Source organism: Pseudomonas sp. Sample_22 (assembly GCF_004307635.1).
Classification (GTDB): domain Bacteria; phylum Pseudomonadota; class Gammaproteobacteria; order Pseudomonadales; family Pseudomonadaceae; genus Aquipseudomonas.
The window spans coordinates 2,855-17,239 of the sequence record NZ_RCNY01000055.1 but is presented as its reverse complement, the minus strand read 5'-3'; the positions used below and the strand labels follow the sequence as shown (position 1 = coordinate 17,239).

The 14,385-nt window shown below is 61.4% G+C and carries 9 protein-coding genes; 3 read left to right on the top strand and 6 right to left on the bottom strand.

Going from position 1 to position 14,385, the window contains the following annotated elements:
• Window positions 1–137: 137 nt before the first annotated feature.
• Genes D8U73_RS13805 through speB form a run of 3 tightly spaced genes read right to left on the bottom strand, consistent with a single transcriptional unit; the run spans window position 138 to window position 3,083 of the window.
• On the bottom strand, window positions 138–1,649 hold the full coding sequence (locus D8U73_RS13805) for a cytosine permease (RefSeq protein ID WP_241668518.1): 1,512 nt from the start codon (window positions 1,647–1,649) through the stop codon (window positions 138–140).
• A 51-nt stretch (window positions 1,650–1,700) separates the two neighbouring features.
• Window positions 1,701–2,123 carry a nuclear transport factor 2 family protein gene (locus tag D8U73_RS13800; protein ID WP_056853081.1) on the bottom strand — a complete coding sequence of 141 codons (423 nt, stop codon included), beginning with the start codon at window positions 2,121–2,123 and terminating at the stop codon, window positions 1,701–1,703.
• Window positions 2,124–2,132: 9 nt separating this feature from the next.
• A complete protein-coding gene (speB, locus tag D8U73_RS13795; RefSeq protein WP_056853080.1) occupies window positions 2,133–3,083 on the bottom strand; it encodes an agmatinase in 951 nt (316 codons plus the stop codon).
• A 333-nt stretch (window positions 3,084–3,416) separates the two neighbouring features.
• Here speB and D8U73_RS13790 point away from each other — a divergent pair, with 333 nt between their 5' ends.
• Entirely contained in the window at window positions 3,417–4,310 is an 894-nt protein-coding gene (locus D8U73_RS13790; protein WP_056853079.1) for a LysR family transcriptional regulator, read from the top strand.
• 5 nt (window positions 4,311–4,315) lie between these two features.
• A complete protein-coding gene (locus tag D8U73_RS13785; protein ID WP_056853078.1) occupies window positions 4,316–4,909 on the top strand; it encodes a DTW domain-containing protein in 594 nt (197 codons plus the stop codon).
• 141 nt (window positions 4,910–5,050) lie between these two features.
• Here D8U73_RS13785 and D8U73_RS13780 read toward each other — a convergent pair whose 3' ends face one another.
• The 3 genes from D8U73_RS13780 to D8U73_RS13770 all read right to left on the bottom strand — a co-directional run bounded on the left by D8U73_RS13780 (window position 5,051) and on the right by D8U73_RS13770 (window position 10,248).
• Window positions 5,051–6,415, bottom strand: coding sequence for an HlyD family type I secretion periplasmic adaptor subunit (locus D8U73_RS13780; protein ID WP_130904789.1), 1,365 nt, complete (start codon window positions 6,413–6,415; stop codon window positions 5,051–5,053).
• A gap of 181 nt (window positions 6,416–6,596) precedes the next feature.
• Window positions 6,597–8,756 carry a type I secretion system permease/ATPase gene (locus D8U73_RS13775; protein ID WP_130904788.1) on the bottom strand — a complete coding sequence of 720 codons (2,160 nt, stop codon included), beginning with the start codon at window positions 8,754–8,756 and terminating at the stop codon, window positions 6,597–6,599.
• Between the two features lie 133 nt (window positions 8,757–8,889).
• Window positions 8,890–10,248: a TolC family outer membrane protein gene (locus D8U73_RS13770; protein WP_056853075.1), complete on the bottom strand. Its 1,359-nt coding sequence runs from the start codon at window positions 10,246–10,248 to the stop codon at window positions 8,890–8,892.
• Window positions 10,249–10,838: 590 nt separating this feature from the next.
• On the opposite strand from D8U73_RS13770, the gene D8U73_RS29490 reads away from it, so the two are divergent.
• A partial coding sequence (locus tag D8U73_RS29490) for a retention module-containing protein (RefSeq protein WP_241668517.1) occupies window positions 10,839–14,385 on the top strand: 3,547 nt, incomplete at its 3' end.

Here is a 14,385-nt window from a genome sequence, read left to right as displayed (position 1 = left end):
TGTGAATGTATTCCTGTAGGAGCGTGGCTTGCCCGCGAATGGGGTGCCGCGGTGAGTCAGCCTGACCGCGTCATCGTTCTTCGCGGGCAAGCGTCGCTCCTACAGGTCATGCGTTGTCCACAGGTTCGTGCGTTTTTTCAGGCGACTTGCCGCATCGCCGGTTTAACGAGCGGGTCCGTGCTCTTGCTGCGTGAATCGTTCGGGCCGAACACCGCGTGCGCTTCCGGGAACATCTTGAGCAACATCAGGTACACCACCGAGGCCAGGCCCAGTGTCACCGGCAGGCTGATGTCGATGCCATCGGCCAGGTTGCCCAGCGGACCGACAAACTGCCCCGGCAGGTTGACGAAGCACAGGCCGACGGCCGCGCTCGGGATCCAGGCGCCCATGCCACGCCAGTTCCAGCCGTGGGTGAACCAGTAGCGCCCACCTTTCTCGCCACGGGTGAACACTTGCAGGTCATCCGGGCAGTAGAAACCGCGACGCGTCACCAGGCCGATGATCATGATCACCATCCATGGCGTGGTGCAGGTGATGATCAGTACGGCGAAAGTCGACACGCTCTGCACCAGGTTCGCCGCGAAGCGACCGATGAAGATGAAGGCAATCGACATCACACCGATCAGCAGCGTGGCCTTGACCCGCGACAACACCCGTGGGAACACGCTGGACATGTCCAGCCCGGTGCCATAAAGCGACGTGGTGCCGGTGGACATGCCGCCGATCACCGCAATCAAACACACCGGCAGGAAGAACCAGGTGGGCGAAACCGCCAACAGCCCGCCGACATAATTGTTGGCCGCAATGTAGTCCGGTGCCTTGATCGCCACGATCGTCGCGGTGGCGAGGCCGAACAGGAACGGAATCAGCGTCGCCAGTTGCGCGGCGATCACCGCGAGCATGATCCGGCCTTTCGGCGTTTCACGCGGGATGTAGCGCGACCAGTCGCCGAGGAACGCACCGAAGGAAATCGGATTGCTCATGGCAACCAGTGCTGCGCCGATGAACGCTGCCCAGAAACCAGCCTGACCCATGGCCACGGTACCGGCGTACTGACTGTCGAACGCCGGGGCGAACGCGAAGATGCCCAGCAGGAACAACAGGCTCGCCGCCCACACCGCGATGCGGTTGACCCACAACATGAAACGGAAACCGTAGATGCACACTGTCAGCACCAGCAGCGCGAACAAACCGTAGGCCAGACCCAGGGTCAGGTCGGTTTCCGGCAGGTCGATCAAGCGTTTCGCGCCGCCCACCAATGCGTCCCCCGAACTCCAGACAGAGAGCGAGAAGAACGCGATAGCGGTCAACAGGGACAGGAAGGAGCCGACGATCCGCCCGTGCACGCCGAAGTGTGCACCGGAAGACACCGCGTTGTTGGTGCCGTTGATCGGACCGAACAGGCCCATCGGCGCCAGGATCAGCGCACCGAGCACGACGCCCAGCACAATCGCCCAGACGCCCGCCTGGAAAGACAGGCCGAACAGAACCGGGAAACTGCCGAGCACGGCGGTGGCAAAGGTGTTGGCGCCGCCGAAGATCAAGCGAAACAGGTCGCTGGGCCGGGCGGTGCGCTCATTGTCCGGAATCTGTTCGACCCCGTTTGTTTCGATGCTAAGGCTTTTTTCTTTGTTGTTGTTATTCATGATCTGCTCCGATCATAAAGGCGCGCTCATCGTGTGTGAGCGTCACCTGTTTGGCTAAGGGGGTGGCAGCCCTTCCGGCATTGCGGACAAATGTTCGTGACAGGCCAGCCATAGGCCTTGTTGTTCTTGGCCAGACGCTTGTTTCTTGAAAACAATCGTCTCGCGCTCCTGGCTGAAGTGTTGCTCCCCTTGCATGCGCAGCTCGGTGGCAACGTCATGAATGAAAATCGCCACGTCACCCTGCAGGCTGACGAAGGCGTTGCTCGACGTGCACGACAGCACCTCGAAGCCATCCTCGGCACGCCAGCTGTCCCACAACGCCTGGTAGGCATCGCGCGACAGCAGCGGCTGGCCGAGGGTGTAGAAAACAAAGCTGGCATCGGCGCTGAACGCACCGAAGTAGGCTTCTCGATCGTTACGGGCGAAGGCGGCGACCAGATCGGCCGCCGCGTTCAAAACCTGATCACGTTCGTTCATGACCGATCCTCAGCGATGGACCACGCCAGGCAGTACGCAGAGCATTTCGTACAGCAGGTTGGCGGCCAGCAGCGAGGTGTTGCCGGTGGTGTCGTAAGCGGGCGAGACTTCTACCAGATCGCAACCGATCAGGTCGAGGCCTTGGCAGCCGCGAACGATCTCGATCGCCTGAATGGTCGTCAGACCGCCGATTTCCGGGGTACCGGTGCCGGGTGCCCAAGCCGGGTCGATGCCGTCGATGTCGAAGCTCAGGTACACCGGACCACCGCCGACTTTCTCGCGGACTTCGGCCATCAATGGCGCCAGGGATTTGTGCCAGCACTCTTCGGCCTGGACCACACGGAAGCCCTGGTTACGGCTCCAGTTGAAGTCGTCAGCGGTGTAGCCCTGGGCGCGCAGACCGATTTGTACAACGCGGTCCGGGTCAATCAGGCCTTCTTCGACGGCGCGGCGGAAGGTGGTGCCGTGGGCGATTTTCTCGCCGAACATGTGATCGTTGACATCGGCGTGGGCGTCGATGTGCACCAGGCCGACTTTGCCGTGCTTTTTATGGATGGCACGCAGGATCGGCAGGGTGATGGTGTGGTCGCCGCCGAGGGTCAGCGGGATCACGTCGTGTTCAAGGATGTTGTCGTAGGACTCTTCGATGATCCGCACGGCATCCAGCAGGTTGAAGGTGTTGATCGCCACGTCGCCGATATCGGCAACCGACAGCGAATCGAACGGTGCAGCACCGGTGGCCATGTTGTACGGGCGGATCATCACCGATTCGGCGCGGATGTCACGTGGTCCGAAGCGGGTACCGGGGCGCAGCGAAGTACCGATGTCCAGCGGCACGCCAACGAAGGCCGCGTCCAGGCCGGCAGCAGTCGGTACATGGGGGAGTCGGAGCATGGTGGCGATGCCGCCGAAGCGCGGCATTTCGTTGCCGCCCAGTGGTTGGTGAAGAATCTTGTCCACGGGTAGGGCCTCATCGTCGTTGTTTTATTTATTGGGTTGCGCCGTTCACGGAAGGTACGGGCACCGTTGTGGGCCGATTCTGCGAAATGTAGTGGTCGGGAAGAATCGCTACGGGCAAATACTTAGTTCAGATTTTTCTAAACTAATGGCGGGGAGGGAGATAGACTTGAGGCGGTCTACAGAACCCCGTGGCGAGGGAGCTTGCTCCCGCTGGGGGGCGAAGCACCCCCAAACCATTCACCCAAGTCCGGCAGACAAACCACATGAGCAGGTTTACGACTGCTGCGCAGCCGAGCGGGAGCAAGCTCCCTCGCCACAAGAGCAGGAGTGCCCATGGCCAACGCTTTACCCGACCTGAAACTTTTGCGCATCTTCGTCAGCGTCGTGCGTCATCAGGGGTTCGCCAACGCCCAGCAGGAGCTCAATCTATCGACATCGGCTATCAGCACTTACATGAGCCAGCTCGAATCGGCGCTGGGCCTGGTGCTTTGCCATCGCGGCCGTGGCGGGTTCAGCCTGACCAGCAAGGGTGAGTTGTTCCATCAGGAAACCCTGCGCCTGCTGGGCGAGCTGGAAGGTTTCGAGCAGTACGCCGCCGCGCTCAAGGGCGAATTGCGAGGTACGCTCAACCTGGGGGTGATCGACTCCACGGTCAGCGACAAGGCCTTGCCGTTCGCTGAAGCCATTGGCGCCTACAGTCAGGAACACCCGGCGGTGCACTTGCACCTTTCGGTCATGAGCCCTTATGAGTTGCAGCTCGGCGTGCAGGACAACCGTCTTGACCTGGCCATCGGCGCATTCTCCACGCGCATGAGCGGTCTGGTGTACATGCCGTTGTACCGCGAACAGCACTGGCTGTATTGCAGTTCGCGGCATCCGCTGTTCAACGAGCGGCGCATTCCCGAGCAGGTCATTACCCAGCAGCGCATGGTCGGTCGTGGCTACTGGAGCCAGGCGGAACTGGCCCGCCACGGTTTCAAGCACAGCGCCGCGACGGTGGAAAGTATGGAGGCGCAGCTGATTCTGGTGTTGTCCGGCGCCTACATCGGTTACCTGCCGGAGCACTACGCCCAGGCCTGGGCCGACAAGGGTGATTTGCGTGTGCTGCTGCCGGCGACCTTCGGTTATCAGGCTCCGTTCTCGATGATCATGCGCCGGGGACGCAGCCGCGAGCCGTTGATCCAGACCTTCCGCGATCTGCTCAAAGCACAACTCAATCAGGCCTGAAGAGCATGTCCAGAATTCAATGTCCGCGTTGTCTGCGCCCACAAAGTCATTGCTTGTGTCCGCTGATCCCGAGTCTCGACAGCCGCACCCGGGTGCTGTTGTTACAGCATCCGAGTGAAGTGAATCATGCGTTGAACACCGCACGTCTGGCGGCACTCGGGTTGCAGAATGCCGAGTTGATCGTCGGTGAGGTGTTTGCGGATTTGCCGGCGCTGTTGCATCAGCCAGGGTATCGGGCGCGGTTGTTGTTTCCCGGTGAGGATGCACAGCCGCTGCAGACGTATGCCGCGTCTGACGAGCCGTTGTTGCTGGTGGTCCCGGATGGTACCTGGCGTAAGGCACGCAAGATGTTGCATCTCAATCCGTTGCTGGCGGCATTGCCCAGAGTGACGCTGGCCGAGGGTGGCGTGTCGCGCTATCGACTGCGCAAGGCGCCGGGGCCGGGAGCGTTGTCGACGGTGGAAGCGATTGTGCAGGCGCTGGAAACCCTGGAGGCACCGGCCTCGTTTGCGCCTTTGCTGAAACCGTTCGAGGCGTTGATCGAGGGGCAGATTGCGGCGATGGGGGAGGAGGTTTACCAGCGCAATCATGGCGGATGACCCGTTGTGGCGAGGGAGCAAGCTCCCGCTGGAGTGCGAAGCGCGCCCCAAACCAGCGAATTCGATAGCCCGGACACACCACTTGGGGCTGCTCGCAGCCCAGCGGGAGCAAGCTCCCTCGCCACATGGAAGAATTCAGGACTATCGTTCCCGCATCGCCTCGGTCCGCGCTTTCAACACTGGCTTAAGCAGATAATCCAGCACCGTCTTTTCCCCGGTAATGATGTCCACTGTCGCTACCATCCCCGGAATGATCAGCAACGGCTTGGCGTCCCCGCCCAGATGGTTTTTATCGGTACGCACCTGGATCAGATAGAAGCTGTTGCCCTTGTCATCGGTGATGGTGTCGGCGCCGATCAACTCCAGTTTCGCGCTCAGGCCACCGTAGATCGTGTAGTCGTAAGCGGTGAACTTGACCATGGCTTTCTGGCCAGGATGCAGGAACGCAACGTCTTGAGGCCGGACCTTGGCTTCGATCAACAGGTTGTCTTCCAGTGGCACGATTTCCACCATGTCGCTGCCTGGCTGGACCACGCCGCCGATGGTGTTGACCTTCAAAACCTTGATGATGCCTTTGACTGGCGAGGTCACTGTGGTGCGGGTCACGCGGTCGTCGATGGCGATGCTCGATGCGGTGATTTTCGACAGGTCGGTGCGTTTCTCGTTGAGCTCCTTGGCCGCATCCGAACGGAAGGATTGTTCCGACTCGTCGATCTTGCTGCGGATCTCGGCGATCGCGGACTCAGCACGAGGTATCGCCAGCGTCGTGGCGTTCAGCGAGCCACGGATTTCCACGGCGCTGCGCTTGAGCCGCAGAATCTCCACCGGCGATACGGCACCGGTTTTCACCAGTGGCTCGGACATGTTCATCTCTTGATTGACCAGCGCCAGGCTTGAACTGTATTGCCCGGCTTTCGAGCGGAACTCTGCCAGCTCCTGGGTTTTTTGCCGAAGTTGTTCGGTCAGGGTGCGTTGCTCGCTGGCCAGTCGGCGTTGTCGTTGTTCGTACAACGAGCGTTCGTCCTCGGCCACTTGCGGCGCCTTGGCAATCACTTCCTCCGACAGCTTGAAAGGCCGGCCTTCCGCTTCCGCCGACAGCCGCTCGACTTGCGCGGTCAGGGCATAGCGATCGGCCTCGCTTTCGCCCTTGTTCGACAGGTAGCGCGTGTCGTCGAGGCGCAACAAGGTATCGCCCTTGCTGACCATTTGCCCTTCACGCACGAAGATTTCACTGACGATGCCGCCCTCGAGGTTCTGGATGACCTGGACTTTGCTTGACGGAATCGCCTTGCCTTCGCCCATGGTGACTTCCTGCAACACGGCGAACTTGGCCCAGACCAGCGCACTGATCAGCAGCGCGGCGGCCAGCCACACGGTCACCCGCGACCAGCGCGGCGAGTCCTGCAACGAAGCGCCGGCGGTTTCCGGCATGAACTCGACTTCGGCGCTTTTGCCGAAGCTGTTGAAGTAGCCTCGGGGCGCTGAATCTGGCTTTTGAGCAGACATGGGCGATACCCGTCAGTTAAGAGAAATAGTGCCGAACACAACCCTGTGGCGAGGGAGCTTGCTCCCGTTCGGCGGCGAAGCCGTCGCAAAAACGGCTGGCGCGATCCAGGTGACACAACGAGGGGGCTGCTTCGCAACCCAGCGGGAGCAAGCTCCCTCGCCACAGGTTGTGTATTCGCATCTAGACAGCCGCCGAGCCGACGCGGCCCTTGCGCAATGCATCGATAACCGCTTCTTTCGGCCCGTCGGCAGCGATTCGCCCGTTGTCGAGCACCACCAGCCGATCCACCAGGCTGAGCATCGAGGTGCGGTGCGTGACCAGCAGCACGGTTTTGCCCTGCACCCAGCCGTGGAGTTTTTGCCGCAGTACATCCTCGCTGCTGTTGTCCATGGCGCTGGTCGGCTCATCGAGCAACATGATCGGCGGGTCGAGCAGAAGCGCCCGGGCCAGCAACACAGCCTGGCGTTGACCACCGGAGAGCAATTGCCCACGCTCGCCGACGGGCCGGTCGAAGCCTTGCGGGTGTTGCCGGGCCAGTTCGGTGACGCCGGTGAGCTCGGCGACTTCAAGCATGCGAGCGTCGCTGATGTAGCGTGCGCCGAGTGTCAGGTTGTCGCGCAGGCTGCCGGCCAGCAACGGCAAGTCATGGGCGACATAGCCGATCTGATGGCGCAGGTCGGCGACGTCCAGTTGCCGCAAGTCCAGGCCATCGAGCAGGAGCTGGCCTTCTTCCGGCTCATAGAACCCCATCACCAGGCGCCCCAGCGTGCTTTTGCCCGAGCCACTGCGGCCAATGATGCCGATGCGTTCACCGGGTTTGACGCTGAAGCTGATGTTGGCCAGCGCCGGGGCGGCCTGGCCGTTGTAGTGGAAGGTCACGCCGACCACATCCAGTGCACCTCGCAGTTGCGTGCGTTCAAGCGGCCGCTGCCGGGCATCGCGCTCCTGGGGCAGCGACATCAGGGCGTCGGTACTCTTCATGGTCAACTGTGCTTGCTGGTAGCGGGTGATCAGCCCGGCGATCTGTCCCAGCGGCGCCAGCACGCGACTGCCGAGCATGTACGTCGCCACCAGTGCGCCAACGCTGAGGTTACCGGCGATGATGCTGTAAACCCCGGCAACGATGGTCGCCATGCCGGAAAACTGCTGGATGAACAGCGTGCCGTTGGTGGCCAGCGCCGAGAGGTTGCGCGCATGGCTGTCCAGGCGAGTGAGGGCGCCGTGGGTGCTTTCCCATTTGTGCTGGCGCTCGCTTTCGGCGCTGCAGGCCTTGAGAGTTTCCAGGCCGCCGAGGGTTTCGATCAGCAGCGCCTGGCGTTCGGCGCCGAGGCTCAAGCTTTTTTGCACGGTGTCGCGCAGACGAGTCTGAATGATCATGGCGAAGATGATCGTGATCGGAAACGCCAACACCGGAATCACCACCAGCCAGCCGCCGAGCAGGCCGATCACCACCAGCATCAGCAACGCAAAGGGCAGGTCGATCAGGCTGGTCAGGGTCACCGCCGTGAGAAATTCCCGCAAACCCTGGAAGTCATGAATGCTTTGGGCGAATCCGCCAATGGTCGCAGGCCGCGCTTTCATCGCCATGCCGGTGATGCGTTCGAACAGGGTCGCCGAAAGAATCACATCGGTCTTCTTGCCGGCGGTGTCCAGCAAGTGCGCGCGCACCACGCGCAGCACCAGCTCGAAACCGGTGCCGATCAGCAGGCCGATGGACAGGACCCACAAGGTCGAGGTGGCCTGGTTCGGCACTACGCGATCGTAGGTCTGCATCACGAACAGCGGCACCATCAAACCCAACAGGTTGATCAGGAAGCTGGCGAGGATTGCATCGCTGTACAGCCATTTCGACAGTTTCAGCGTGTCTCTGAACCACGCCTGTACGCGGGGAACGAGGGGCGAGCGCAGGTCTTCGAGTTCATGCCGTGGCCGTGCGAACAGGGCCTGGCCGCTGTAGTGTTCGGCCAGCTCTTGCGGGCTGATCCACTGTTCGCCACCGTCGGCTTCACTGGGCAGGATCAGCACCCGACCGTCTTCGCCGTAACGGCGCAGGACAGCGGTGCGTCCATGGCTGAGCAGGAGCATCACGGGAAGGTTGAGTGGAGAAATGTCTTTGAGCTCGCGACGTAGCAGGCGTGCCTGCAATCCGGCCCGGGCCGCTGCGCGAGGCAGCAGGTCCAGGCTCAGGCGTTGGTGTGCCATTGGCAGCCCGGCACTCAGGCTGGCGCGACTGACCGTCGCGCCATGGAGTTTGCAGAGGATTAGCAGACCGTCCAGAAGCGGGTCATCGAAGCTCAGGCGCGGATCAACGCCTGTGTTGCCAGGTTCCATGCTGGTCAATGTGATCGCTCCGGTTGCGCTACATCAATGGGTAACGGTTTCTGCACGTCCCCCTGCAAGCGTTACCGCAGGCTGCGATCTTGAACAGTTCAAATCAAAAGATCGCAGCCTGAGGCAGCTCCTGCAGGGGTGTTTATTTGAGATCAGGCAAACGGGCTTCGCTTTTCACTTCGGTCTGGGCGATGGCATCGGCTGGCAGCACGACCCGCTGTTTGCTCAACAACTGGCCCATGTTCGCCAGTATCCGGTACATCGAATATTCCTCGGTGTAGCGCACTTCGGTGTAGCGGCGGTTGGCGTTGTAGAGCTCGTTTTCACTGTCCAGCAGATCGAGCAGGGTGCGCTGGCCGAGGCCGAACTGGTCCTGGTAGGCCATGCGCACGCGTTTGCTGGTATCGGCATACTCACGGGCGGTCGGGGTTTGCTTCTTGGCGTTGACCATGGCGTTCCAGGCCAGATGAATGTTCTCGTTGAGCTGGCGCAGGGCGTTGTTGCGGATGTCCATCGCCTGATTGATCTTGTGCGCGTCCGATTGCAGGCGCGCCTTGTCGCTGCCGCCGCGGAACAGGTTGTAGTTCATCACCACGCCGACCCGCCATTCGTTGTCATGGCCTTCTTCACCGGCGATGTTGTTGTTGGCGCCCACCGCAGCTTCAGCGTCGAAGCGCGGGTAGAACGGCGACTTGGCGACTTCGTACTGGCTCTCGGCCGATTGCACGTCGGCCTGGGCTGATTTCAGGTACGGGTTGTTTTCTACCATGCTCTGCTGGGCTTCCGTCAGGGATGCAGGCACTTCGCCGCGAATCGAGGGCGGTGCTTCCAGTTCATCGGGCAGGCGCCCAACGACGGCGGCGAAGTTCGATTCGGCGTCGGCCAGGTCGACTTCGGCGGTGTCGAGGTTGTTCTCCGCCAATGCCCGACGGGCACTGGACTGGTCGGCGTCGGCGTTGCTGCCGACTCCGCGCTCGGTGCGCAGGCCGATCTGATCGTTGACGCGCAAGTGTGCCTGCAGGTTGTTCTTGGCCAGCGTCACCAGCTCACGGCGCTTGAGTACTTCGAGGTAGACCTCGGTGGTGCGCAAAGCCAGATCCTGGGCGGTGCCCTGGGCGTAATAGGCGCGGGAGTTGACTACGCCTTTGGTGCGTTCGACTTCGTTGGCAGTGTTGAACCCGTCGAAAAGCATTTGCCGCAACCGCAGTTCCGACTGGGTGTAATTGAGGATTTCCGTGTGGTGTTTGCCGAGCGCCCGGGTGTTGGTGTTATCGCTGTACCCGCGCCCGTATGCGGCATTCAAGTCCACCGACGGATAAAAGCCCCCCTTCGCGACTTTCACGTCTTCGTCAGCCGACAGACGGCTGTCCACTCGTGACGCCAATTCCGGGTGAGTGGCAATGGTGCTCTGGATGGCTTCGGTCAGCGACATGGCGTGAGCTTGAGAAGTGCAGGCCATGGCCAATAGAACTGCGCTGCAGAGGGGGGTTAAAAGGCGCATGGTGCTTCTCCCTGAAGTCCTGATGGTGCTTAATCAGTCGCCAATTATTTGACGAAATTTATAGGTAAACCGTTTCACGGGTTTTACAGAAGAGCTAAGAACATTCTGGAGAGAACCTAAGAAGTTTTTCTCATAAGCCCTATGCCGAAAAAAACTTATGCGCTCCGCAAAATCCAGCACATTGTTCATTACCAAAGCCCTTGATTTATGAGCTTTAGGGCGCTCATCGGGGCAAGTGAAAAGTTCCGATCCACTTATCGACATAGGGCGGAGAAGTGCTGGAGGGGAGGGAGGCGTAGCGGAATTGTGTGACGGTTTTTTGTCACTCGGTTGATTCAGCTCCGTTACGCATTGCTCGCAGGGCAGCGTATTTGCGATGTATTCCCGATGCCTTTGATTGCAAAGGGGTTTGTTGCGCAACCAAACGTGACCGTGAGCAACGCCGGCGAGATCGTCGCCAGGGCAGCGGCTTACTCAGGTAAACCCGCTGGCCGGTAGACGATCCGCCAGGCACTCGGTAAACCGTCCATCAAGCATTGCTCCGCGCAATAAAAAAGTGCCGACAGCGGTTGGCAGCGGAGGAAATGCACATGGCTACGCTCATCGGTATCGTCAGTAAGGTCGTCGGGCAGGTGTTCGCGGTGACAAGCGACGGCACGCGTCGCGTCCTGATCGAGGGCGACCGCTTGTTCGCCGGTGATCAACTGTCGACCGGAGCCGAGGGCGCGGTAGCGGTGCATTTGCAAAATGGCCAGGAACTGACCCTTGGACGGGGAAGCAGCCTGCAACTGACGCCGCAGTTATTGACTAATCACATCCCCCGCGTCGACACCGCCGAAGCAGTGACGCCGAGCCAGGCGCAACTGAGCGATGTCGAACAACTGCAAAAAGCCATTGCCGCGGGTGACGACCCGACGCAAACCGCGGAAGCCACCGCGGCGGGACCATCGACTGGCGCGCCGGGTGGTGAGGCGGGAGGCGGGCACAGTTTCGTGATGCTGGAGGAGGTCGGTGGGAGAGTCGATCCGATCATCGGTTTTCCCACTGCCGGATTCAATGGCATTCCCGAGTTTCCGGAAGGTCGCCGCGAAGGCGATACGGATACCGACGATGGCAGTCTGACGCCGGTTGCCCCAGGGATTCCTCCGGTTGTCATCCCGCTGGTACCACCGGTGGCGGACAACCCGGTCAGCCTCGACGGCCTGTCGGTAGAGGGCGGTGAGCTGACCGTCAAGGAAGCCAACCTTTCCAACGGCTCGGCCAGCAGCCCAAGTGCCCTGACGCAGAACGGTACGTTCACCATCAACGCCCCCGACGGCTTGAGCAGCCTGAGCATCGGCGGGATCAACGTGATCAGTGGCGGTGTAGCCAGCGGTTTCCCGCAGTCGATCACCACTGCGTTGGGTAGTACCCTGACCATCACCGGATACAACCCGGCCACTGGCGTTGTGAGCTACAGCTACACCCTCAATGGCAGCGAAACCCACACGAGCGGCGACGGTACCACCCTCAGCGAACACTTCACTGTGGTCGCCGGTGACAGCAATGGCGACACCGCTACCGGGTCGCTGGACGTCAACATCACCGACGATGTGCCCAAAGCCATCGACGACGATAACGGCGTGGCGTCGGAAACCCAGCTGACCCTCAATGGCAACGTGCTGACCAACGATATACAAGGCGCGGATCGCGTGCCGGTCGGTGAAAACAGCGGCCCGATCACCCCCGGTACGTTCGTCGGGACCTACGGCACCCTGGTGCTGAATGCCAACGGCACTTACACCTACACCCTGAACACCAGCGATGCGGATTTCAAAGCGCTGCATGGCGGTGGCAACGGTACCGAAACGTTCACCTACGTCCTCACCGATGCCGACGGCGACAGCAGCACCGCCAATCTGGTGCTGAACATCCACAACAACGACGACGGTGTGACGATCAACGGCCTCGACGTCGAGGGCGGCGAACTGACCGTCTACGAGAAAAACCTCGGCGACGGCACCAGCCCCAACGCATCGGCGTTGACCCAGAGCGGCACCTTCACCATTACCGCCCTCGACGGTGTGCAAACCCTGACCGTCGGGGGCATCGCCGTCGTCACTGGCGGTGTGGCAGCCGGTTTTCCGCAATCGATCGTCACCCCGTTGGGCAGTACGCTGACCATCACCGGGTTCGACCCGGTTACCGGCGTGGTGAGCTACAGCTACACCCTGGCCGATAACGAAACTCACCCGACGGGCAACGGCACCAACAGCCTTTCCGAGCCGTTCGCCGTGGTGGTAGTCGATGACAACAACACCACCGCCAACGGTGAATTGAACGTCAACATCACCGACGATGTGCCCAAAGCCATCGACGACGATAACGGCGTGGCGTCGGAAACCCAGCTGACCCTCAATGGCAACGTGCTGACCAACGATATACAAGGCGCGGATCGCGTGCCGGTCGGTGAAAACAGCGGCCCGATCACCCCCGGTACGTTCGTCGGGACCTACGGCACCCTGGTGCTGAATGCCAACGGCACTTACACCTACACCCTGAACACCAGCGATGCGGATTTCAAAGCGCTGCATGGCGGTGGCAACGGTACCGAAACGTTCACCTACGTCCTCACCGATGCCGACGGCGACAGCAGCACCGCCAATCTGGTGCTGAACATCCACAACAACGACGACGGTGTGACGATCAACGGCCTCGACGTCGAGGGCGGCGAACTGACCGTCTACGAGAAAAACCTCGGCGACGGCACCAGCCCCAACGCATCGGCGTTGACCCAGAGCGGCACCTTCACCATTACCGCCCTCGACGGTGTGCAAACCCTGACCGTCGGGGGCATCGCCGTCGTCACTGGCGGTGTGGCAGCCGGTTTTCCGCAATCGATCGTCACCCCGTTGGGCAGCACCCTGACCGTCACCGGCTACAACCCGGCCACCGGCGTGGTCAGCTACAGCTACACCCTGGCCGATAACGAAACCCACCCGACTGCCAACGGCGCCAACAGCATCACCGAGAACCTCAACGTCATCGCAACCGACACCGATGGCAGCACCGCATCGGGGCAGATCAACGTCAACATCGTCGATGACTTGCCGAGCGCCAAACCCGACGCGGACTCCGTGCAGGAGGGCGGCACCGTCAGTGGCAATGTGCTGAGCAATGACATTGGCGGCGCCGACGGCCCGGCCGCCAGCGGTGCAGTGGTCGGCGTGCGCGCCGGTTCGGATACCTCGACCTCGGCTATCGTTGGCCTGAACAGCCAGATCAACGGCACCTACGGCTACCTGACCCTCGATGCCAGTGGCAACGCGGTTTATCACAGCAACCCGAACGCCGTGAGCGGTCCCGGTGCAGTGGATGTGTTCACCTACACCGTGCGCGATGCCGACGGCGATGAAAGCACCACCACCATCACCATCGACGTCTACAACAGCTGCCTGCAAGCGGTCAGCGACGCTGACGTCACCGTCTACGAAAAAGCCCTCGACCTGAACAAGGACGGCCAGGACCTGGCGGCCGGCAGCGTCACCGGCAGCGAACCGGGGCACTCCGGTGAAACCGCGTCCGGCACCTTGGTCGGCTCGGTCAGCGGCGCCGTCGGTGCGATCACCTACGCACTGGTCGGCAGCGCCACCGGGGCCTATGGTCAAATCGTGCTAAATCCCAACGGCACCTACACCTACACCCTGACCTCGCCACCGAGCACCACGCCAAGCGCCAACGATGGGCCGAACGTCACCCACGAAACCTTCACCTATCAGGCCACCGATTCCCTGGGCAATGTGGTCACCAGCACCATCGTGGTCAACATCGTCGACGACGTGCCCACTGCCAAAGCGGACGTGGATTCGGTGGTGGAGGGCGGCACCGTCAGCGGCAACGTACTGGTCAATGACATCGGCGGCGCCGATGGCCTCGGTGCAGTGATCGGCGTGCGCGCCGGTTCGGATACCTCTACTTCGGCTATCGGTGGCCTGAACAGCCAGATCAACGGCACCTACGGCTACCTGACCCTCGACGCCAGCGGCAACGCGGTTTATCACAGCAACCCGAACTCGGTCGCCGAGGCAGGCGCCACCGACACCTTCACCTACACCGTGCGCGATGCCGACGGCGATGAAAGCACCACCACCATCACCA